The sequence below is a fragment of the Pseudomonas sp. URMO17WK12:I9 genome (genome assembly GCF_900230165.1).
GTDB lineage: Bacteria > Pseudomonadota > Gammaproteobacteria > Pseudomonadales > Pseudomonadaceae > Aquipseudomonas > Aquipseudomonas fulva.
This window is the reverse complement of record NZ_OCMQ01000005.1, coordinates 189,521-209,958: the sequence shown is the minus strand read 5'-3', so window position 1 is coordinate 209,958 and position 20,438 is coordinate 189,521. Positions and strand designations below refer to the sequence as shown.

At 63.2% G+C, this 20,438-nt stretch carries 21 protein-coding genes; 18 read left to right on the top strand and 3 right to left on the bottom strand.

What is annotated here, in order from left to right:
* Positions 1 to 4: 4 nt before the first annotated feature.
* The 7 genes from CRP40_RS12940 (at position 5) to phaZ (ending at position 7,973) form a co-directional block, all read left to right on the top strand.
* Entirely contained in the window at positions 5 to 1,009 is a 1,005-nt protein-coding gene (locus tag CRP40_RS12940) for an aspartate carbamoyltransferase catalytic subunit (protein WP_027914040.1), read from the top strand.
* Positions 1,006 to 2,277 (top strand): dihydroorotase, encoded by a 1,272-nt coding sequence (locus CRP40_RS12935; protein WP_027914041.1) that lies wholly within the window; start codon positions 1,006 to 1,008, stop codon positions 2,275 to 2,277. The genes CRP40_RS12940 and CRP40_RS12935 overlap by 4 nt, the downstream gene beginning before the upstream one ends.
* Before the next feature lie 423 nt (positions 2,278 to 2,700).
* Positions 2,701 to 3,231: an ATP-dependent protease subunit HslV gene (hslV, locus tag CRP40_RS12930; protein ID WP_023533032.1), complete on the top strand. Its 531-nt coding sequence runs from the start codon at positions 2,701 to 2,703 to the stop codon at positions 3,229 to 3,231.
* Positions 3,232 to 3,306: 75 nt separating this feature from the next.
* On the top strand, positions 3,307 to 4,650 hold the full coding sequence (gene hslU / locus CRP40_RS12925; protein WP_023533050.1) for an ATP-dependent protease ATPase subunit HslU: 1,344 nt from the start codon (positions 3,307 to 3,309) through the stop codon (positions 4,648 to 4,650).
* A gap of 134 nt (positions 4,651 to 4,784) precedes the next feature.
* Complete coding sequence (locus CRP40_RS12920) at positions 4,785 to 5,162, top strand: DUF971 domain-containing protein (protein WP_023532890.1); 378 nt, start codon at positions 4,785 to 4,787, stop codon at positions 5,160 to 5,162.
* Positions 5,163 to 5,421: 259 nt separating this feature from the next.
* Positions 5,422 to 7,098, top strand: a complete 1,677-nt coding sequence (gene phaC / locus CRP40_RS12915; RefSeq protein ID WP_027914042.1) for a class II poly(R)-hydroxyalkanoic acid synthase — start codon at positions 5,422 to 5,424, stop codon at positions 7,096 to 7,098.
* A 62-nt stretch (positions 7,099 to 7,160) separates the two neighbouring features.
* Positions 7,161 to 7,973: a poly(3-hydroxyalkanoate) depolymerase gene (phaZ, locus tag CRP40_RS12910; RefSeq protein ID WP_042139516.1), complete on the top strand. Its 813-nt coding sequence runs from the start codon at positions 7,161 to 7,163 to the stop codon at positions 7,971 to 7,973.
* A gap of 54 nt (positions 7,974 to 8,027) precedes the next feature.
* Here phaZ and CRP40_RS12905 read toward each other — a convergent pair whose 3' ends face one another.
* On the bottom strand, positions 8,028 to 8,303 hold the full coding sequence (locus CRP40_RS12905; RefSeq protein WP_023533042.1) for a polyhydroxyalkanoic acid system family protein: 276 nt from the start codon (positions 8,301 to 8,303) through the stop codon (positions 8,028 to 8,030).
* 124 nt (positions 8,304 to 8,427) lie between these two features.
* Here CRP40_RS12905 and ubiE point away from each other — a divergent pair, with 124 nt between their 5' ends.
* From ubiE to CRP40_RS12850, 11 genes are all read left to right on the top strand, one after another.
* Positions 8,428 to 9,198, top strand: coding sequence for a bifunctional demethylmenaquinone methyltransferase/2-methoxy-6-polyprenyl-1,4-benzoquinol methylase UbiE (ubiE, locus tag CRP40_RS12900; RefSeq protein ID WP_027914043.1), 771 nt, complete (start codon positions 8,428 to 8,430; stop codon positions 9,196 to 9,198).
* Positions 9,198 to 9,821 carry an SCP2 sterol-binding domain-containing protein gene (locus CRP40_RS12895; protein WP_027914044.1) on the top strand — a complete coding sequence of 208 codons (624 nt, stop codon included), beginning with the start codon at positions 9,198 to 9,200 and terminating at the stop codon, positions 9,819 to 9,821. Before ubiE ends, CRP40_RS12895 begins: the two co-directional genes overlap by 1 nt.
* A complete protein-coding gene (gene ubiB / locus CRP40_RS12890; protein WP_027914045.1) occupies positions 9,818 to 11,434 on the top strand; it encodes a ubiquinone biosynthesis regulatory protein kinase UbiB in 1,617 nt (538 codons plus the stop codon). Before CRP40_RS12895 ends, ubiB begins: the two co-directional genes overlap by 4 nt.
* A 72-nt stretch (positions 11,435 to 11,506) precedes the next feature.
* The gene (gene hisI, locus CRP40_RS12885) at positions 11,507 to 11,899 is read left to right on the top strand and encodes a phosphoribosyl-AMP cyclohydrolase (protein ID WP_023533064.1); all 393 of its coding nucleotides are present in this window, start codon (positions 11,507 to 11,509) and stop codon (positions 11,897 to 11,899) included.
* Position 11,900: 1 nt separating this feature from the next.
* Positions 11,901 to 12,236 (top strand): phosphoribosyl-ATP diphosphatase, encoded by a 336-nt coding sequence (locus CRP40_RS12880; protein ID WP_023532983.1) that lies wholly within the window; start codon positions 11,901 to 11,903, stop codon positions 12,234 to 12,236.
* A 54-nt stretch (positions 12,237 to 12,290) separates the two neighbouring features.
* Positions 12,291 to 12,572 carry a twin-arginine translocase TatA/TatE family subunit gene (locus CRP40_RS12875; RefSeq protein ID WP_027914046.1) on the top strand — a complete coding sequence of 94 codons (282 nt, stop codon included), beginning with the start codon at positions 12,291 to 12,293 and terminating at the stop codon, positions 12,570 to 12,572.
* A gap of 3 nt (positions 12,573 to 12,575) precedes the next feature.
* A complete protein-coding gene (gene tatB / locus CRP40_RS12870) occupies positions 12,576 to 12,953 on the top strand; it encodes a Sec-independent protein translocase protein TatB (protein WP_027914047.1) in 378 nt (125 codons plus the stop codon).
* Positions 12,950 to 13,735, top strand: coding sequence for a twin-arginine translocase subunit TatC (tatC, locus tag CRP40_RS12865; RefSeq protein WP_027914048.1), 786 nt, complete (start codon positions 12,950 to 12,952; stop codon positions 13,733 to 13,735). The genes tatB and tatC overlap by 4 nt, the downstream gene beginning before the upstream one ends.
* On the top strand, positions 13,732 to 14,439 hold the full coding sequence (locus CRP40_RS12860; protein ID WP_027914049.1) for a 16S rRNA (uracil(1498)-N(3))-methyltransferase: 708 nt from the start codon (positions 13,732 to 13,734) through the stop codon (positions 14,437 to 14,439). The genes tatC and CRP40_RS12860 overlap by 4 nt, the downstream gene beginning before the upstream one ends.
* Before the next feature lie 97 nt (positions 14,440 to 14,536).
* Positions 14,537 to 16,453, top strand: coding sequence for a methyl-accepting chemotaxis protein (locus tag CRP40_RS12855; RefSeq protein ID WP_027914050.1), 1,917 nt, complete (start codon positions 14,537 to 14,539; stop codon positions 16,451 to 16,453).
* Between the two features lie 256 nt (positions 16,454 to 16,709).
* The gene (locus tag CRP40_RS12850; RefSeq protein ID WP_027914051.1) at positions 16,710 to 18,653 is read left to right on the top strand and encodes a methyl-accepting chemotaxis protein; all 1,944 of its coding nucleotides are present in this window, start codon (positions 16,710 to 16,712) and stop codon (positions 18,651 to 18,653) included.
* Positions 18,654 to 18,722: 69 nt separating this feature from the next.
* Here CRP40_RS12850 and CRP40_RS12845 read toward each other — a convergent pair whose 3' ends face one another.
* Together CRP40_RS12845 and CRP40_RS12840 are read right to left on the bottom strand one after the other, a co-directional pair.
* On the bottom strand, positions 18,723 to 19,457 hold the full coding sequence (locus CRP40_RS12845; protein WP_027914052.1) for an amino acid ABC transporter ATP-binding protein: 735 nt from the start codon (positions 19,455 to 19,457) through the stop codon (positions 18,723 to 18,725).
* Entirely contained in the window at positions 19,450 to 20,412 is a 963-nt protein-coding gene (locus CRP40_RS12840) for an amino acid ABC transporter permease (RefSeq protein WP_027914053.1), read from the bottom strand. The genes CRP40_RS12845 and CRP40_RS12840 overlap by 8 nt, the downstream gene beginning before the upstream one ends.
* Positions 20,413 to 20,438: the final 26 nt, after the last annotated feature.

Genomic DNA, 20,438 nt, shown 5'->3' with positions numbered 1-20,438 from the left:
CGCGATGACGCCAATCGACGCCAAGCGCCCGCTGCAGCTCAATGATCAGGGCCAGCTGCGCCATTTTCTTTCGCTTGACGGTTTGCCCCGCGAACTGCTGACCGAAATTCTCGACACTGCCGATTCCTTCCTGGAAGTCGGCGCCCGCGCCGTGAAGAAAGTGCCGCTGCTGCGTGGCAAGACGGTGTGCAACGTCTTCTTCGAGAACTCGACCCGAACCCGGACCACGTTCGAGCTGGCCGCCCAGCGCCTGTCGGCCGACGTGATCAGCCTGAACGTGTCGACCTCCTCGACCAGCAAGGGCGAGACGCTGTTCGATACCTTGCGCAACCTTGAAGCCATGGCGGCCGACATGTTCGTGGTGCGCCACTCGGATTCGGGCGCGGCGCACTTCATTGCCGAGCACGTGTGCCCGGAGGTTGCCGTGATCAACGGCGGTGATGGCCGCCATGCGCACCCGACCCAGGGCATGCTCGACATGCTCACCATTCGCCGTCACAAGGGCGGCTTCGAGAACCTATCGGTTGCCATCGTCGGCGATATCCTTCATTCGCGCGTGGCGCGTTCGGACATGCTGGCGCTCAAGGCGCTGGGTTGCCCGGACATTCGCGTGATCGGCCCCAAAACCCTGATCCCCGTCGGCATCGAGCAGTATGGCGTGAAGGTGTACACCGACCTGGCAGAAGGCCTCAAGGATGTGGACGTGGTGATCATGCTACGCCTGCAACGTGAGCGCATGACCGGTGGCCTGCTGCCCAGCGAAGGCGAGTTCTACCGTCTGTTCGGCCTGACCACCGCCCGCCTGGCAGGCGCCAAGCCGGACGCCATCGTCATGCATCCCGGCCCGATCAACCGTGGGGTGGAAATCGAATCGGCCGTGGCCGATGGCAAGCATTCGGTGATCCTGAACCAGGTTACCTACGGGATCGCCGTGCGCATGGCCGTGTTGTCCATGGCCATGAGCGGGCAAAACGTACAACGTCAACTCGACCAGGAGATCGCCCAGTGAGCATCAGCATTCTTGGCGCCCGGGTCATCGACCCTCAAAGCGGCCTTGACCAGGTCACCGACCTGCACCTGGAGGGTGGCCGCATTGCCGCCATGGGCGCCGCGCCCGCTGGCTTTGCTGCTAGCCGCACCCTTCAGGCCGATGGCCTGGTCGTCGCCCCTGGCCTGGTGGACCTGGGCGTGTCACTGCGCGAGCCCGGCTACAGCCGCAAAGGCACCATCGCCAGCGAGACCCGCGCGGCCGTGGCCGGCGGCGTGACCAGCCTGTGCTGCCCGCCGCAGACCCGCCCGGCCCTGGACACCTCGGCAGTGGCCGAGCTGATCCTGGACCGCGCCCGCGAGGCGGGCAACAGCAAGGTCTACCCGATTGGTGCGCTGACCAAGGGCCTGGAGGGGGAGCAGCTGGCCGAACTGGTAGGCCTGCGCGACACCGGCTGCGTCGCTTTTGGCAATGGCCTTAAGGAAATACCCAACAACCGCACTTTGGCCCGTGCGCTGGAATACGCCGCCACGTTCGACCTGACGGTGGTGTTCCACTCCCAGGACCGCGACCTGGCCCAGGGCGGCCTTGCCCACGAAGGGGCCATGGCCAGCTTCCTGGGTTTGCCCGGCATCCCTGAAACTGCCGAAACCGTGGCCTTGGCGCGCAACCTGCTGCTGGTGGAGCAGACAGGTGTTCGCGCTCACTTCACCCAGATCACCAGCGCCCGTGGCGCCAGGTTGATCGCCCAGGCGCAAAGCCTTGGCCTGCCGGTGACTGCCGATGTCGCGTTGTACCAGCTGATCCTGACCGACGAATCGCTGCGTGAATTTTCCAGCCTGTACCACGTGCAACCGCCACTGCGTAGCGCTGCCGACCGCGATGGCCTGCGCGAGGCGGTGAAAACCGGCGTGATCCAGGCGATCGCCAGCCATCACCAGCCTCATGAGCGCGATGCCAAGCTGGCCCCGTTCGGCGCCACGGAGCCGGGTATCAGCAGCGTGGAAGTGTTGCTGCCATTGGCCATGACGCTGGTACAGGATGGCTTGCTCGACCTGCCCACGTTGCTGGCGCGCCTGACCTGTGGTCCTGCTGGAGCGATGCGGCTGCCGGCTGGCCAGTTGCAGGTGGGGGCAGCGGCTGACCTGGTGGTATTCGATCCACAGGCCTCGACCGTGGCGGGTGAGCATTGGTACTCCCGTGGCGACAACTGCCCGTTCATCGGGCACTGCCTGCCGGGTGCTGTGCGCTATACGTTGGTCGATGGGCGCGTCTGTCACGAGGCGTGAGCCAGGGGCCGGCCGATCAATGAGTTGTGTAGCGGTTTAGGGTTTCAGCTTTACAGCTTGTAGCGTTGGGGCCGCGCAGCGGCCCACGCGGCCGGTCCGGCGCTCCGGCAAAGCCACCACAGGGATGGCGGTGCAGTCCGTATCTGAGAGGCGTACTCATTGCGGTGTGGGGGCGGCCTCGTGCCGCGATGGACCGTTGCGCGGCCCCAACCTACGGGTTGCGAAGCCAGGATCCTGGGCTGCCGCTTACCGCATCGAGGTGTTTCGCCATACGGTGTTTCGCCATACCTGGCACAAAAACCTCGTCACCCATTCTGAACCCCCACTCCTCGAACCGTTCATCCCCCGCGGTTGAAATCCCGTCCTGCACCCCCATATGAGTTTGCAACAGGCATTTTCGCCCCGCTGCGTGGAGACTCTCCCTTGACCACCATCGTTTCAGTCCGCCGCAATGGCAAAGTCGTCATGGGCGGCGACGGCCAGGTATCCCTCGGCAACACCGTGATGAAAGGCAACGCCAAGAAAGTGCGTCGCCTGTACCACGGTCAGGTCATCGCGGGCTTTGCCGGCGCCACTGCCGATGCCTTCACCCTGTTCGAACGCTTCGAAGGCCAACTGGAGAAACACCAGGGCCACCTGATCCGCGCGGCCGTGGAACTGGCCAAGGAATGGCGTACCGACCGCTCCCTGAGCCGCCTCGAAGCCATGCTGGCGGTGGCCAACAAGGATGCCTCGCTGATCATCACCGGCAACGGTGACGTGGTCGAGCCCGAAGACGGCCTGATCGCCATGGGTTCCGGCGGCGCCTACGCCCAGGCCGCAGCCCGTGCACTGCTGAACAAGACCGACCTCTCGGCCCGCGAAATCGCCGAGACCGCGCTGAACATCGCCGGTGACATCTGCGTGTTCACCAACCACAACCTGACCATCGAGGAGCAGGACCTGGCCGAGTGATCAGCTGCTTTGGCGCCCCGTCTCGGTGACGGGGCTTTTCCACGCTGAATCATTCGTACGAGGACCCTATTGATCATGTCCATGACCCCCCGCGAGATCGTCCACGAGCTCAACCGTCACATCATCGGCCAGGACGACGCCAAGCGCGCCGTGGCCATCGCCCTGCGCAACCGCTGGCGCCGTATGCAGCTCCCTGCCGAGCTGCGCGCCGAAGTGACGCCCAAGAACATCCTGATGATCGGCCCCACCGGCGTGGGCAAGACCGAGATCGCCCGGCGCCTGGCCAAGCTGGCCAATGCCCCGTTTCTCAAGGTCGAAGCCACCAAGTTCACTGAAGTGGGCTATGTGGGCCGCGATGTGGAATCCATCATCCGCGACCTGGCCGACGCTGCTCTGAAGATGCTGCGTGAGCAGGAAATCATCCGTGTGCGCCACCGCGCCGAGGATGCCGCCGAAGAGCGCATCCTCGACGCCCTGCTGCCACCGGCACGGGCCAGCAGCTTCAGCGAGGAAGCCGCCCAGACCAGTTCCGATTCCAATACCCGCCAGCTGTTCCGCAAGCGCCTGCGCGAAGGCCAGCTGGACGACAAGGAAATCGAAATCGAGGTGGCCGATGCCGTGGGCGTCGAAATCGCCGCGCCCCCTGGCATGGAAGAAATGACCAACCAGTTGCAGAGCCTGTTCGCCAACATGGGCAAGGGCAAACGCAAGTCGCGCAAGCTGAAGGTTCGCGAAGCGCTGAAAATGGTGCGCGACGAAGAAGCCGGTCGCCTGGTCAATGAAGAAGAGCTCAAGGCCAAGGCGCTGGAAGCGGTCGAACAGCACGGCATCGTGTTCATCGATGAGATCGACAAGGTCGCTAAGCGCGGCAATGTCGGCGGCGCCGATGTCTCCCGTGAGGGTGTACAGCGCGACCTGCTGCCGCTAATCGAAGGCTGCACGGTCAACACCAAGCTGGGCATGGTCAAGACCGACCACATCCTGTTCATCGCCTCGGGCGCGTTCCACTTGAGCAAGCCGAGCGACCTGGTGCCTGAGCTGCAAGGTCGTCTGCCGATCCGCGTGGAACTCAAGGCCCTGACCCCGGAAGACTTCCAGCGCATCCTGCGCGAGCCGCATGCCTCGCTGACCGAACAGTACCAGGCACTGCTCAAGACCGAAGGGCTGAACATCGAGTTCGTCGAGGATGGCATCAAGCGTTTGGCCGAAATCGCCTACCAGGTCAACGAGAAAACCGAGAACATCGGTGCCCGTCGCCTGCACACCTTGCTTGAGCGCCTGCTCGAAGAGGTGTCGTTCAGCGCCGGCGACCTGGCCAGTGCCCATGACGAAGCGCCGATCCAGATCGACGCAGCCTATGTGAACAGCCACCTGGGCGAGCTGGCCCAGAACGAAGACCTGTCCCGCTACATCCTGTAACGGGCCCGCGCCAGGCTGCAAGCGCCCCGTGCGACGCTTGCAGCCTGGCGAAACAGGTTTTTTGCTCAAGAAGCTGGCGAGCATTTCGTGCAGCGGGTAGCGTGCGGTGTGTAACTCAAACAGAGATCACGCCCATGGCTCGCATGCCTACCGCCATCAACCTGCACAAAGCCTCCAAGACCCTGCGCCTCACCTATGGGCCCGATGAGGTCTACCACCTGCCCGCCGAATTCCTGCGCGTGCACTCCCCCTCGGCCGAAGTCCAGGGGCACGGCAACCCCATCCTGCAGTTTGGCAAGGTCAACGTCGGCCTCGTCGGGCTGGAACCGGCTGGGCAATACGCCCTGAAACTCACCTTCGACGATGGCCATGACAGTGGTCTGTTCACCTGGGAATACCTGGAACAGTTGTGTCTGCGTCAGGACGTCTTGTGGGCCGAATACCTTGAGGCACTGCACAAGGCCGGCAAGACGCGAGACCCTTCGGAATCCGTGGTCAAGCTGATGCTTTAACTGTTCTCCTGGCAAACGCCTTCGCCCGCCATGCCGACCCAACTGACAGTGATAAGGAACATACGACAGCGCCAGGTTGCTTCGCGCCTGAAACTCGGGTAACCAGTAGAGGTGGCCATTTACCAGCATGGCGCGGCAGGCGCCTGATCGCCCGTAGCAGTGCAGGACGTGGTCACGGATTACCCGAGTAGCGGTATCGGGGACACGTCGGTGCACCCCTCGGCAGCCGGTACTCGTCTCAGACAACGGAGCGTCGCGGATGAGTAACAAAAACAATGAAGATCAGCAGCAGGCCCCGCAACGCGCCGCGGGCCTGAACCCGATGGTCGGCGTTCAACGCAAGGACCTGTTGGGCACGGCCCAGACCGTGCTGCGTCAGGCCGTACGCCAGCCCTTGCACAGTGCCAAGCACGCGCTTGCCTTCGGGCTCGAACTGAAGAATGTGGTGCTGGGCAAATCGAGCCTCGCCCCTGCCAGCGATGACCGCCGCTTCAGCGACCCGACCTGGTCACAGAACCCGCTTTACCGACGCTACCTGCAAGGCTACCTGGCATGGCGTAACGAACTCCAGGCGTGGATCAGCAGCAGTGACCTGCCCCCTGAGGACATCAGCCGTGGGCAGTTCGTCATCCAGCTCATGACCGAAGCATTGGCGCCTACCAACAACCTGTCCAATCCTGCCGCACTCAAGCGTTTCTTCGAGACCGGCGGCAAAAGCGTGCTTGATGGCCTGTCGAACCTGGCCAGGGATGTGGTCCACAACGGCGGCATGCCCCGCCAGGTGAACATGGATGCTTTCGAGGTGGGCAAGGACCTGGGCAGCAGTCGCGGCGCGGTCGTGTACCGTAACGAGGTGCTGGAATTGATCCAGTACAGCCCCCTCACCGAGCAGGTGCATGAACGGCCATTACTGGTGGTGCCCCCACAGATCAACAAGTTCTACATCTTTGATCTGTGCCCGCAAAAAAGCCTGATGCGCTTCTGCCTGGACGCCCGCCAACAGACCTTCATGGTCAGCTGGCGCAACCCGACCAGGGCGCAGCGCGATTGGGACTTGTCCACCTATGTGCGAGCACTGGGCGAGGCAGTGGACGCCGTGCTGAGCATCACCGGCAGTGCGACCCTGAACATGCTCGGTGCATGCTCAGGGGGCATCACCTGCACCGCGCTGCTGGGCCACCTTGCGGCGCGCCATGAAACCAAGGTCAATGCCTTGACCTTGCTGGTCAGCGTGCTGGACGCCACGCTCGACAACGCGCTGGCGTTGTTCGTCGACGACCAGGCGCTGGATGCGGCCAAGCGTCAATCCCAGCAGGCGGGGGTGCTCGAGGGCAGCGATCTGGCCCGGCTGTTTGCCTGGATGCGTCCCAACGACCTGATCTGGAACTACTGGGTCAACAATTACCTGCTCGGCAACGAGCCGCCAGCGTTCGACATCCTGTACTGGAACAACGACACCACGCGCTTGCCCGCCGCATTCCATGCCGACCTGATCGAGATGTACAGGGGCAATCCGCTCACCCGTCCCGGTGGCATCACCGTTTGCGGTACCGCCATCGACCTCAAGCAGGTCAAGTGCGATCTCTTCAGCGTGGCGGGCAATGCCGACCATATTACGCCCTGGCAGGCTTGCTACCGCTCGGCGCGACTGTTCGGCGGCAAGGTCGAGTTCGTGCTCTCCAACAGCGGGCACATCCAGAGCATCATCAACCCGCCAGGCAACCCGAAGGCGCGCTTTCAGGCCGGCGGTGGCCAGCATGACGATCCGCTGGCGTGGCAAGAGGACGCCGTCAGGCATGTCGATTCATGGTGGCTGCACTGGCAGGGCTGGCTGGTCGAGCGGGCCGGGGCATTGATCGAGGCGCCGGGCCACCTGGGGTGCCCCAGTCATCCTGCAGCCGAGTCTGCGCCAGGCCGCTACGTGCACCAGCGTTGAACCCCTGCGCCGTGGCCACCTGCGCGGTGCCAAGGCGTTTACCTGCTCCAGGAGCCATGCGCATGCCGTCACCCTACGTGTTCAAAACGGTCGAGCTCGATGGCCTGTCCATCCGTACCGTCGTGCGGCCAGGTCAGTCGACCCTGGCGCCCTTGCTGATCTTCAACGGCATCGGGGCCAACTTCGAGCTGATATTTCCGTTCATCGAGGCACTGGACCCCGACCTGCAGGTCATCGCCTTCGATGCCCCGGGTGTGGGCGGTTCATCCACGCCGCAGCGGCCCTATCGGTTTTCAGGGCTTGCCCGGCTCGCCGCTCGGCTGCTCGACGCGCTAAATTACGGCCAGGTCAACGTCATCGGTGTGTCGTGGGGAGGTGGGCTGGCTCAGCAATTCGCCCATGACTACCCGCAGCGCTGCCGAAAACTCATCCTGGCCGCCACGGCGGCAGGGGCGGTGATGGTGCCTGGCAAGCCCAAGGTGCTGTGGAGCATGGCCAGCCCCCGCCGGTACGTAGACCCGGCGCATGTCATGCGCATCGCACCGCTGGTGTATGGCGGCGGGTTTCGCCGGGATCCGCACCTGGCGCTAAAGCACGCGGCCACGGCACGCTCGGCTGGCAAGCTGGGTTATTACTGGCAACTGTTCGCAGCAGTTGGCTGGACCAGCATCCACTGGCTGCACAAGCTCCGCCAGCCCACCCTGGTGCTGGCCGGGGATGACGATCCGTTGATTCCGCTGGTGAACATGCGTCTGCTGGCCTGGCGTATTCCCAACGCGCAGCTGCACATCATCGATGATGGTCATCTGTTTCTGATCACCCGGCCGCACGCCATCGCGCCGGTCATCATGAAATTTCTTGCCGAGCCCACCTGAAACGCCCCGTTCGCCATCACCCGGCGAACCGGGCCGAATGGCCGGTGTCCAGATTCAGGCAAGCGCCTTGTCCAGCGCCCGTTCGATTTCGCCCTTGATGGTGCCGCTCATCATCGACATCATCATGCCGAGCTTGAGATCGACACGGATGCTGTCCTGGCCGATGTGCACGCTGCCGTTCGCACCGCTGCGTGCCACATCGACGCGGTCGCCATCCCATGAGGCCTTGAGGTCATACTCGCGGCTGAGGCGATCCACCAGCGCCTGGGCCTTGGCACGGGCGGCGTCGCGCCCAAGGGTGTGTTTGCGTTCGACGCTGATCTGGGTCATGCGGGTGTTCCTGAACATGTAGACATAATCGACATTATGCCCGCCCCCGCCTGGCGGTACACCCCGCCAAGACAAATCCGCTCGTTCGCCCTAGAATGGCGTCAATTAATTTCGGTGAAGCGATATGAACGACCAGCGCAAAGGCGACCACGCCGAACCCACGACCCATTTTGGCTACCAGGACGTGCCTGAGAGCCAGAAGGCGCGCAAAGTCGCCGAAGTGTTCCACTCGGTGGCGGCCAAATACGACCTGATGAACGACGTGCTGTCCGGCGGCATGCACCGCCTGTGGAAGCGCTTCACCATCGAGCTGTCGGGCGTTCGCAGCGGCAACCGTGTGCTCGACATCGCCGGCGGCACGGGCGACCTGGCAGCCAAGTTCGCGCGCCTGGTGGGCCCGACCGGGCACGTGGTGCTGGCCGACATCAACGAGTCCATGCTCAAGGTCGGCCGCGACCGCCTGCTGGACCGTGGCGTGGCCGGCAACATCGAGTTCGTCCAGGCCGACGCTGAGAAGCTGCCGTTTCCGGACAACCATTTCGATTGCGTGACCATCGCCTTCGGCCTGCGCAACGTCACCCACAAGGAAGACGCCATTCGTTCCATGCTGCGCGTGCTCAAGCCGGGCGGCCGCCTGCTGGTGCTGGAGTTCTCCAAGCCGACCAACAAGCTGATGTCCAAGGCCTACGACGCCTATTCGTTCGCCTTCATGCCCCTGGCCGGCAAGCTCATCACCAACGACTCCGAGAGCTACCGCTACCTGGCCGAATCGATCCGCATGCACCCTGACCAGGAAACCCTCAAGGCCATGATGGTGCAAGCCGGGTTCGACCGGGTGACCTACCACAACATGACCAGCGGCATCGTGGCCGTGCACCGGGGGATCAAGCCCTGATGCTCATGGCCGGTCTGCTCGCCAGCGCCGAACATGGCCTGAACCGCGTCCTGCGCATGGACAGCACGGCATTGCCAAGGCTGGCGGCGCTGGAAGGCAAGGTCATCGAGATCGACTGCCGCCAACCGGCCATGCAGGTCTTCATCCTGCCCGACGAACAGGGCCTGATGCTGGCCAGTGCCTGGGAAGGCGAGGTCGACTGTCGGCTGCGTGCACCGGCAGCGAGCCTGGCGCACCTGGCGTTGTCGCGGGACAAGACAGCAGTCCTGCACAGCCCACAGGTGCAATTGCATGGCGACACCGCGGCCCTGCTCGATCTGTTCGGCATTCTCCAGGACCTCGAGCTGGACTGGGAGCATGAGCTGCAGAAGTGGCTGGGCCCGGTGCCCACGTCCCTGATCGCAGGGCACATTCGCCTGCGCACCCGCTGGACCCGCCAAGGCCTGGCGCGCTTGAGCCAGAGCCTGTCCGAGTACCTGGCGGAAGAATCGCGTACGCTGGTAGGCAAGCGCGAAGCCGAGGCCGCCTTCAGCGAACTCGATGCCATGAAGGTCGATACAGAACGCCTCGAGGCGCGCATCCTGCGCCTTTCCCGATCCCTTGATTCCAGCGATAACGCATGAAGCTGCTCGCCTTCCGCCGCCTTTTCCGCATCCAGCGCGTCGTCATCCGCTACCGGCTCGATGACCTGCTGTTCGACTACCCTCTGCCCTGGTGGTTGATGAGCCTGCGCCTGCTGTTGCCGTGGCGCTGGCTGCCGCGTCGGGCCTCCGAGCTGAGCCGCGGTGCGCGGTTGCGCATGGCGCTGCAGGACCTGGGGCCTATCTTCATCAAGTTCGGCCAGCTGCTGTCTACCCGGCGCGACTTGCTGCCCACCGATATTGCCGACGAACTGATGCTGCTGCAGGACCGCGTACCGCCGTTCGATCCGCAGAAGGCCGTGGCGCTGATCGAAGCCCAGCTTGGGGCCAAGGTGAGTGAGGTGTTCAGCCGCTTCGACGTGGAGCCCCTGGCCTCCGCATCGGTGGCGCAAGTGCACGCTGCACGCCTGAAAAGCGGTGAAGAAGTGGTGGTCAAGGTGGTCAGACCGGGGCTCAAGCCGATCATCGCTGCCGACATCGCCTGGCTGTTCCTGATCGCCAAGGGCGCCGAACGCATCTCTGCCGATGCACGCCGCCTGCACCCGGTGGACGTTGTCGGCGATTACGAAAAAACCATCTACGACGAACTCGACCTGCTTCGCGAGGCGGCCAATGCCAGCCAGCTGCGGCGCAATTTCGAGGATTCCGAGCTGATGTACGTGCCCCAGGTCTACTGGGACTGGTGCCGGCCGAAAGTGCTGGTGATGGAGCGTATCTATGGCGTACCGGTGACCGACATGGCCACCCTCGCCGATCAGCGCACCGACATGAAGATGCTGGCCGAACGCGGCGTCGAAGTGTTCTTCATGCAGGTGTTTCGCGACAGCTTCTTCCACGCCGACATGCACCCGGGCAACATCTTCGTGAGCACGGTCAAGCCGTGGAGCCCCAAATACATTGCCATCGACTGCGGCATCGTCGGCAGCCTTACCGATGAAGACCAGGATTACCTCGCGCGCAACCTGATTGCCTTCTTCAAGCGCGACTATCGCCGCGTCGCCCAGCTGCACATCGACTCGGGCTGGGTGCCGGCCAATACCAAGGTCAATGAGTTCGAAGCGGCCATTCGCACCGTGTGCGAGCCGATCTTCGAAAAACCCCTCAAGGACATTTCCTTCGGCCAGGTGCTGATGCGCCTGTTCCAGACCGCGCGCCGCTTCAACATGGAAGTGCAACCTCAACTGGTGCTGCTGCAGAAGACCCTGCTCAACATCGAAGGCCTGGGGCGTCAGCTGTACCCCGAGCTGGACCTGTGGAGCACGGCCAAGCCTTATCTTGAGCGCTGGATGCGTCAGCGCATGAGCCCCAAGGCGTTGCTGGGCAACCTGCACAGCCAGGCTGAGCAGTTGCCTCACCTGGCCAACATGACCCGGGACTTGCTCGAACGCCTGTCGCAACCGCACCTGCACGACCCCAAGATGCCCGAGCGCCGACATGGCGATCATTGGGCCCTGCGCCTGCTCGGTGCCGGCTTGCTGGGCGGGGGCGTGATCCTGGGCGGTGTCGCCCTGCAGGCCGGTAGCCTGGCGGCAGCCACTGCGTGGCCGGCCTGGTTGATGCTGGCCGCAGGCCTTTACCTGATCGTGCGCCAATAGCCAGCCGCGCCCGTGGCTGGCACACTAGCGCAAAAGGCCCGCGACGCAGACGGGCCCGTTTTGGAGTCGACGATGAAAGACTGGCTGGACGAGATCAAGTGGAACAGCGATGGCCTGGTGCCTGCCATCGCCCAGGACCACAAGACCGGACGCGTGCTGATGATGGCGTGGATGAACCGTGAAGCACTGGCGTTGACCGCTGCTGAGCAACGCGCCATCTATTGGTCGCGCTCGCGTGGCAAACTGTGGCGCAAGGGCGAGGAGTCGGGCCATGTGCAAAAGCTTCACGAAATGCGCCTGGACTGCGACGCCGACGTGATCATCCTCATGGTCGAACAGGTGGGCCACATTGCCTGCCATACCGGCCGGGAAAGCTGCTTCTACCGCGTCTATTCGAATGGCCAATGGGCCACCGTCGACCCGGTTCTGAAAGACCCGCACGCCATCTACGACGCAGGACACTGACATGAGCGACACCCTCAACCGGCTGGCCGCCGTGCTCGAAGAACGCAAGCAGGCAGCGCCGGACAGCTCCTATGTGGCCAGTCTGTACCACAAGGGCCTCAACAAGATTCTGGAAAAGCTCGGCGAAGAGTCGGTCGAAACCATCATTGCCGCCAAGGATGCTGCGCTTAGCAAGGACTGCAGCGACGTCATCTATGAGACGGCCGACCTGTGGTTTCACAGCCTGGTGATGCTCAGCGCCCTGGGTCAGCACCCGCAGGCCGTGCTCGATGAACTCGACCGGCGCTTCGGGTTGTCGGGCCATGACGAAAAAGCCGCCCGCCAGCCTTCGGCCTGATGTATGTTCAGGGCTGACGCCCGGTGACCTTCACACAATTTTCGGGAGTACGAAATGGGTATCTTTGACTGGAAACACTGGATCGTCCTGCTGGTCGTGGTCGTGCTGGTGTTCGGCACCAAGAAGCTGAAGAACCTGGGCAGCGACCTGGGCGAATCGATCAAGGGCTTTCGCAAGGCCATGAACGAAGAGGAAACCAAGCCAGCTGAACCTACCCCTCCTCCGGCCCAGCCCGTACCCCCTGTGCAACCGGTGCACACCACCGCCCAAGCCAGCCAGGGCCACACCATCGAAGGCCAGGCCCAACCGGTCCAAGAGCCGCAGCGGAAAGACTGACTTATGTTCGGCATCAGTTTCAGCGAGCTGCTGCTCGTCGGCCTCGTCGCCCTGCTGGTGCTCGGCCCCGAGCGCCTGCCGGGCGCCGCCCGCACGGCAGGCTTGTGGATCGGTCGGCTCAAACGCAGCTTCAACAGCATCAAGATGGAAGTCGAGCGTGAAATCGGCGCCGATGACATCCGCCGCCAGCTGCACAACGAGCACATCATGCACATGGAAGAGCAGGCCAAGCGCATCCTCAACCCCAATGCGCCGCCTGCCCAGCCTCCGGTGACCACGGCAACCGTGCAGCCGCCTGCCGGCCTGCCAGCCACATCAGCCGAAACCGATGCCACTGCGCACCCTACTCCCGTACCGCCCGAGCCGCCGCGAGCCCCATGAGCGAGAATCCGGAACACGACCAGCCCATGCCGCTGGTTTCGCACTTGACCGAACTGCGCACCCGCTTGCTGCGTTGCGTTGCTGTCATCTTCCTGATCTTTGCCGGGCTGTTTTCCTTCGCCCAGCAGATCTACACCCTGGTCTCGGCGCCGCTGCGTGATCATCTGCCCGCCAATGCGACCATGATTGCCACCGACGTGGCCTCGCCCTTCCTGACGCCGTTCAAGCTGACCATGATCGTTTCGCTGTTCCTGGCGATCCCCTTCATTCTGCAGCAGATCTGGGGTTTCATCGCGCCGGGCCTGTACCGCCATGAAAAGCGCATCGCCATACCGCTGCTGATGTCGAGCATCGTGCTGTTCTACGCCGGCATGGCCTTTGCCTATTTCCTGGTCTTCCCGTTGATCTTCGGCTTCTTCGCCAGCGCAACGCCCGAGGGCGTCTCGATGATGACCGACATCGCCAGCTACCTGGACTTCGTGATGACGCTGTTCTTCGCCTTCGGCGTGGCCTTCGAGATTCCGGTGGCCGTGGTGCTGTTGGTCTGGATTGGCGTGGTCGATGTGAAGTACCTGAAGAAGATCCGCCCCTACGTGATCATTGGCTGCTTCGTGGTCGGCATGGTGCTGACGCCTCCGGACATCTTCTCCCAGACCCTGTTGGCCGTCCCCATGTGGCTGCTGTTCGAGGTCGGCGTGCTGTGCGGCAGCCTGATTCGCAAGCGTGGCAGCGACGAACAGCCTGCCGATGATCAAGACCAACCACCCGCGACGCAGTCGTGAACCTGCTGCTGCTGGAGGAGGCCGATTTCATCGCGGCCGACCGCGTCGTATTGACTGATCGGCGCTTCGTCCATATGCAGGATGTGCACGGGGTCGCCGTCGGCGACACCCTGCGCGTAGGCCGCATCAACGGCCTGATGGGCCTGGCGACGGTGCAGCGCCTGGAGCGTCATGAAACCGAGCTTCACGTCAGCTTCGACCAGGCGCCACCGGCCAAGCTGCCGTTGACCCTGGTGCTGGCGGTGCCACGGCCCAAGATGCTGCGCAGGCTATTCCAGACCGTCGCCACCCTTGGGGTTCCTCGCCTGATCCTGCTCAACAGCTACAAGGTGGAAAAGAGCTTCTGGCAGACCCCCTTCCTTCAGCCCGACGTCATCCGCGAAAACCTGATATTGGGGCTGGAGCAGGCACGTGACACGGTGCTGCCGGAAGTCATCATCGAAAAACGCTTCAAGCCGTTCGTCGAGGACCGTCTGCCCGCCATCGCTGAAGGCACCCTTGGGCTGGTTGGTCACCCAGGTGATTATCCTGCCTGCCCTCGCGCTGTAGAACAGCCAGTCACCCTGGCCATTGGCCCGGAAGGCGGGTGGATCCCCTACGAGGTCGATCTGCTGGGCAAGGCGGGTTTGGCCCCGGTGCAGCTCGGTGCGCGCATCCTGCGTGTGGAAACGGCCGTCACGGCCTTGCTCTCACGCATATTCTGACGACCTGGTCAGCTTTTCCCCATCAAGTTTCCGCTTCCCTGGCCGATGGCATTGGCAACAACAACGAATCGTGCTGCCAAGCCGCCAGGGAGTTTCTATGAATCGATGGTTAGCCAAGCTTTTGGGCAACGTGAGTGTAACCCGCAAACTGGCGCTGGGCTTTGGCCTGGTACTGCTGCTGACGCTGATCATCACCCTGACCGGTTGGCACGGCATGAACAGCATCACAGCCAGGGGTGACAAGCTGGGCAACATCTCGGTCATCCAGCAGTACGCCCAGGAGCTGCGCATTGCACGTCAGCATTATGAGCGCCAGCGCGACGACGCCTCGATCGGTGAGATGGAGAAGGCGCTTGGCACTCTGGATCGTCAGGTTCAGCTGATGCTCGGCCAGATCGACGAACCCGCCGATCACCAGCGACTCGAACAGCAGCGCGATGCAGTAGCGGCCTACCAGCAGGCCTTCGCGCAGCTCAAGCAGGCGAATGTGCGACGCGAGGCCAGCCGCGGCGTGCTGGGGGACAGCGCGGACAAGGCAGTCGAACTGGTAGGACGCGTTCAGCAGCGCCTGCTTCAAGCGGGCGATATCACCCAGTACCAATATGCCGTCACCGTCAACAGCCTGCTCCAGCAAGCGCGATTCCAGGTGCGTGGTTACACCTACAGCGGTAATGCCGATTATCAGCAGACCGCACTCAAGGCCATCGACCAGGCGCTGGACGAGTTGCGAGGGCTGCCCGCCAAGCTGCCTGCCGAATTCGCCGCCGGCCTGACCGACGCCAGTACCGCCATGGGCGGCTACCGCGACGCCGTGATGCAGTTCGGCGAAGCGCAGAGCGCCAGCGCCCAGGCGTTGCAGCAAATGGCCGATCAAGGCGTGACCTTGATGCAGACCAGCCAGGCCATGACCACATCGCAGACCCAGGTGCGTGACACCGCCGCTGCCCAGGCAAAAGCGTTGCTGGGGTTGGCCACTGGCCTGGCCGTCTTGCTGGGCCTGCTGGCGGCCTGGGTGATCACCCGTCAGATCATCCTGCCGCTGCGCGAGGCGCTGCGTGGAGCCGAACGGGTGGCCAACGGCGACCTCACCCTGCATGAACCTTCGTTGCGTAAAGACGAGCTTGGCCAGTTGCAGGCCAGCATGCAGCGCATGACCCAAGGCCTGCGCGAGCTGATTGGCGGCATCGGCGATGGTGTAACCCAGATTGCCAGTGCCGCCGAAGAGCTCTCGGCGGTGACCGAGCAGACCAGCGCAGGCGTTACCAACCAGAAAGTCGAGACAGACCAGGTTGCCACGGCGATGAACCAGATGACAGCGACCGTTCACGACGTGGCACGCAACGCCGAGCAGGCCTCGGAAGCAGCCGTCATGGCCGACCAGCAGGCCCGTGAGGGCGATCGTGTGGTCAGCGAAGCGGTGGCGCAGATTGAGCGGCTGGCCAGCGAGGTGGCCAACTCCAGCGAGGCCATGAGCCAGCTCAAGGGTGAAAGCGACAAGATCGGCAGCGTACTGGATGTGATCAAGTCGGTGGCCCAGCAGACCAACCTGCTGGCGCTCAACGCGGCGATCGAAGCGGCCCGTGCAGGCGAAGCCGGGCGCGGGTTTGCAGTGGTGGCTGACGAGGTGCGCAGCCTGGCACAACGCACACAGCAATCCACCGAGGAGATCGAGGAACTGATCGCCGGTTTGCAAAGCGGCACACAGCGCGCAGCGAGCGTGATGGACAGCAGCCGGCAACTCACCGACAGCACCGTCGAACTGACCCGCCGTGCAGGTAGTTCGCTGGAAAACATCACCCGCACCGTCTCCTCCATCCAGGCGATGAACCAGCAGATCGCCACGGCAGCCGAGGAGCAGACGGCGGTGGCCGAAGAGATCAACCGCAGCGTGATCAACGTACGGGACATTTCCGACCAGACCTCGGCGGCCAGCGAACAGACTGCCAGCTCCAGTGTGGAGCTGGCACGCCTAGGCACTCATTTGCAGGGTTTGGTGAGGCGTTTCAAGCTCTGACGGGCAGGCCTGTCGACACGACCAATGACAGTGCCGGTCAATCGGCGCATTCAGACTGAGGCTGCCACGCAGCCTCTTTGAAAGACGTGCGGTTGCGCTCGAAAGGCTTATGTAACCGTAAAAGATCTGACCATATGGTCCGAATTTTCCTACGCGGGTTTCAGGTCAAGTCCTACAGGTCCTCCGCCGATGGGCAGGGATGGCTTGCACGCATTGCGCGTGCTCTTCATTCCTTCCACTTGCACGGAGAATCCCCATGCTCGGTTACCTCAACCGCAAGCTCGGCAACATCAGCGTCGCCGCCAAGTTGGCCCTCGGTTTCGCCGTGGTCCTGCTGCTCACGCTGGTCACCACGATCAGTGGCTGGCGCGCCCTGGACGGCGCCATCGTTCGTTCGCAGCAACTGAGTGAAATTGGCGAAATCAATGACCTGACCAAGGACCTGCGCGCTGAGCGCATCACGTACCGTGTGCTCGACGATGAGCAGAGCAAGACTCGGATCGGCCGCATCCTCGAGCAATTGAGCAACATGCTGACTACGCTGCAGCAGCGCAGCAATGTCGAAGAGTCACGGCAGATGCTGACCGAAAAACTGGGTTTGCTGCAGCAATTGCGCGATGACTTCGCCGAACTGCAGCGCACTGCCAACAGCCGCACCACCTTGCGCCAGGCCCTGCTCGTTCAGGGGGAGAAACTCAGCACGGCCATCGATGAACTTGAAACCCAGGCCCTGTTGAAGATGCCTGCCGATGGGCAGCAGACCAACGTGCTGGGCATGATGGACACACTGAGCCGGCATGTGGAGAGCGCCAACCAGCAAAGCCTGGTACCGGCCTACACCTTCTCCCCTGTCGAAGACTTCGCCAAAGTCGGTGAAAGCGCCTTGGAGGCCGCAAGTACCAGCCTGGCTCAACTGGTCAAGGGCCTAGCGCCTCTCGGGCTGCCGCGCACGGTGATCGAGCAACCAGGCACCGAATTGGCCCGATACCGCGCGACCCTGGACCAGTACCGCCAGGTCGCCGTCAAGGCCGAGCAACTGCAAAACACGATGGAGCGCCGCGGCGACGAGTTGCGCTCGGTGAGCCTGGAGCTTGGCAAGCGCAAAGTCGAACAACGCGACAGGGAAGCACTGGCCGCCCGCTCGCTGTTGACCACCGTGGCGCTGCTGGCGCTAGTGGTCGGTGTGATCGCCGGGTGGCTGATCACATTGCAGATCACCCAACCGCTGCGCCAGACCCTGGATGTGGCGGCACGTATCGCCAAAGGGGACCTGAGCCAGGTCGAACCGGTGCAGCGCCGCGACGAGATGGGCAAGCTCCAGGCCAGCATGCGTGAGATGACGATAAGTTTGCGCGAACTGATCGGCGGCATCGACCACGGTGTCGGGCAACTCTCGCAAGCCGCGTCGCAACTGGCCTCCAGCAGCGAAGACACCAAGGTGCGCATCAGCCAGCAGCGAGAAGAAACCGACCAGGTTGCCACTGCCATGAACCAGATGAGCGCCACGGTCCAGGAGGTGGCGCAGAACGCAGAGCAGGCATCGATGGCCGCCACCAATGCCGACCAACAGGCGCAGGTGGGCGATCAGGTGGTGACCGAAGCGATTGGCCGCATTGAACAGTTGTCCGGGCAGATGGACCATTGCCTGGCAGCCATGCAGCATCTGGCCGGCGAGAGTCAGCGCATCGGCAGTATTCTGGACGTGATCAAGTCGGTCTCCGAACAGACCAACCTGCTGGCACTCAACGCCGCGATCGAGGCGGCGCGGGCGGGTGAAGCCGGGCGGGGCTTCGCGGTAGTGGCCGATGAAGTGCGCGGCCTGGCCCAGCGCACCTCCACCGCCACCGAAGAAATCGGTCAACTGATCGACAGCCTGCACAACGGCACCGACGAAGTCACGCGCTTGCTGGACAGCAGCAAGAACCTCACAGAGCAAAGCGTGGAGTTAAGCCGCAGGGCAGGCGATGCGCTGAGCCAGATCACAGGGACGGTCTCGAGCATCCAAGGCATGAACCAGCAGATTGCCACGGCCAGCGAACAGCAGAGCGTGGTGGCCGAACAGATCAATCGCAGCGTGCTGAATGTGCGTGATGCGTCCGATCAGACCAGTGCAGCCAGCGAACAGACTGCAGCATCGAGTGGTGAGCTGGAGCAGTTGGGGCAGCAACTGCGGGGGATGGTAAGGCGGTTCAACATCTGAGCGCTTGGTTTGGGAGCCCTGTAGCGCACAATCCGAAGGCTACCCACTGCGCGAGGGTAGCCTTCACTTTCAGAGCACTTGCCGCAAAAACGCCTGCGCACGTGGGTCTTTCGGTGCGGCAAAGAATTCCGCGGGCGGCGAGTCTTCCAGCAGCTTGCCATGGTCGAAGAACAGCACGCGGTCGGCCACTTCTCGTGCAAAGCCCATTTCATGGGTGACGCAGACCATGGTCATGCCTTCCAGGGCCAGGGTCTTCATCACATCCAGCACCTCCCCTACCATTTCCGGGTCCAGCGCCGAGGTGGGCTCGTCGAACAGCATCACTTTCGGGTCCATGGCCAACGCGCGGGCAATCGCAACCCGTTGCTGCTGACCGCCCGACAACCGTGACGGATACTCGTTGGCTTTCTCCGCGATCCCCACCTTTTGCAACAAGGCCCGAGCCTTGGCCTCGCGGTCGGCCTTGCTGCGCTTGCGCACCACCTTCTGCGCCAGGCACAGGTTTTCCAGCACGGTCATGTGCGGGAACAGGTTGAAATGCTGGAACACCATGCCGACTTCGCGGCGATAGGCGTTGATGTCGGTCTTGGGGTGCGCCAGATCCAGGCCGGCGATGGCCACATGGCCCTCATCGAAATGCTCCAGGCCGTTGAGGCAACGCAAGAAGGTCGACTTGCCAGAGCCCGAAGGGCCGAGGACCACGACCACTTCGCCTTTTGCCACGTGCGTGGTGACGTTGTCGACCGCCCGTACCACATGGCCACGGGTGTCGAATACCTTGAGCAGGTCACGGACTTCAATCACTTTGCGCAAGCCTCCGCTCGAGCCGGCTGGCAATGTGCGACAGCGGCAGGTTGATCAGCAGGTACAAACCTGCCACGCAGAACCAGATCTCGAAGGTCGAGAACGAGGTGGTGATGGCTTCCCGTCCGCTTTTCGTCAGTTCGGTAATGGCGATCACCGACACCAGCGACGTGTCCTTGACCAGGCTGATGAACTGACCGGCCAGCGGCGGCAGTACACGCTTGAATGCCTGGGGCAGTATCACGTGACGCATCGACTGGCCGGCATTGAGGCCCAGCGAGCGCGCCGCTTCGTTCTGCCCCTTGGCGATGGACTGCACGCCAGCACGCACGATTTCGGCCACATAGGCGCCTGTGAACAGCGCCAGGGCGGCGACACCGGCGAACTCGCGGGACAGGTTCAGGACCGTGCCGATGAAGAAGTAGAAGATGAAGATCTGAACCAGCAACGGCGTACCGCGCACCAGTTCGACATACACGGTCGACAGGTCATGCAGCGTCGGGTTGGTCGACAACCGGCACAGGCCGGCCACCAGCCCGATCACCAGCCCCAGCGCACCGGACACCACCGAAATCCACAGGGTGGTCCACAACCCCCAGGCCAGCGGACCTGCGGCCCAGTGCCGGGTCACGCCAATCTGGTCCCCTTCGGCCACGTCGTCGCCGCGGCTCAGTTGCAGGCTGTCCTTGGCCACGTCCAGGACCTGAAGCTCCCCGCTTTCATCCTTCAGGGTGACGCGGGCTTCATCACCGGAGATGACGATTTCCTGCACGGTGCCATAGTCGGTCGCGCGCTGTACGTCTTCGGCTTGGTAAGCGAAATACTGAGGGACGCGGTTCCAGCGCCACTCGTAGGAAATCATCGAGGTCGCCATGTACAGGCTGACGGCCAGGCCTACCAGGACCAGTGCAGTCAGCCCATGCCAGGGCCACTGGGCCTTCTTGTGTTTGATCACTTTGGATACTCCGGAAAACGGCAGGC

Coding starts and splice junctions, on each gene's coding strand:
- CRP40_RS12880 (WP_023532983.1), top strand. CDS start 11,901: ATGAGCGACACCCTCAACCGGCTGGCCGCCGTGCTCGAAGAACGCAAG.
- CRP40_RS12905 (WP_023533042.1), bottom strand. CDS start 8,303: ATGACCCAGATCAGCGTCGAACGCAAACACACCCTTGGGCGCGACGCC.
- CRP40_RS12875 (WP_027914046.1), top strand. CDS start 12,291: ATGGGTATCTTTGACTGGAAACACTGGATCGTCCTGCTGGTCGTGGTC.
- ubiE (WP_027914043.1), top strand. CDS start 8,428: ATGAACGACCAGCGCAAAGGCGACCACGCCGAACCCACGACCCATTTT.
- tatC (WP_027914048.1), top strand. CDS start 12,950: ATGAGCGAGAATCCGGAACACGACCAGCCCATGCCGCTGGTTTCGCAC.
- hslU (WP_023533050.1), top strand. CDS start 3,307: ATGTCCATGACCCCCCGCGAGATCGTCCACGAGCTCAACCGTCACATC.
- tatB (WP_027914047.1), top strand. CDS start 12,576: ATGTTCGGCATCAGTTTCAGCGAGCTGCTGCTCGTCGGCCTCGTCGCC.
- CRP40_RS12855 (WP_027914050.1), top strand. CDS start 14,537: ATGAATCGATGGTTAGCCAAGCTTTTGGGCAACGTGAGTGTAACCCGC.
- hisI (WP_023533064.1), top strand. CDS start 11,507: ATGAAAGACTGGCTGGACGAGATCAAGTGGAACAGCGATGGCCTGGTG.
- CRP40_RS12895 (WP_027914044.1), top strand. CDS start 9,198: ATGCTCATGGCCGGTCTGCTCGCCAGCGCCGAACATGGCCTGAACCGC.
- CRP40_RS12920 (WP_023532890.1), top strand. CDS start 4,785: ATGGCTCGCATGCCTACCGCCATCAACCTGCACAAAGCCTCCAAGACC.
- phaZ (WP_042139516.1), top strand. CDS start 7,161: ATGCCGTCACCCTACGTGTTCAAAACGGTCGAGCTCGATGGCCTGTCC.
- phaC (WP_027914042.1), top strand. CDS start 5,422: ATGAGTAACAAAAACAATGAAGATCAGCAGCAGGCCCCGCAACGCGCC.
- CRP40_RS12850 (WP_027914051.1), top strand. CDS start 16,710: ATGCTCGGTTACCTCAACCGCAAGCTCGGCAACATCAGCGTCGCCGCC.
- ubiB (WP_027914045.1), top strand. CDS start 9,818: ATGAAGCTGCTCGCCTTCCGCCGCCTTTTCCGCATCCAGCGCGTCGTC.
- CRP40_RS12940 (WP_027914040.1), top strand. CDS start 5: ATGACGCCAATCGACGCCAAGCGCCCGCTGCAGCTCAATGATCAGGGC.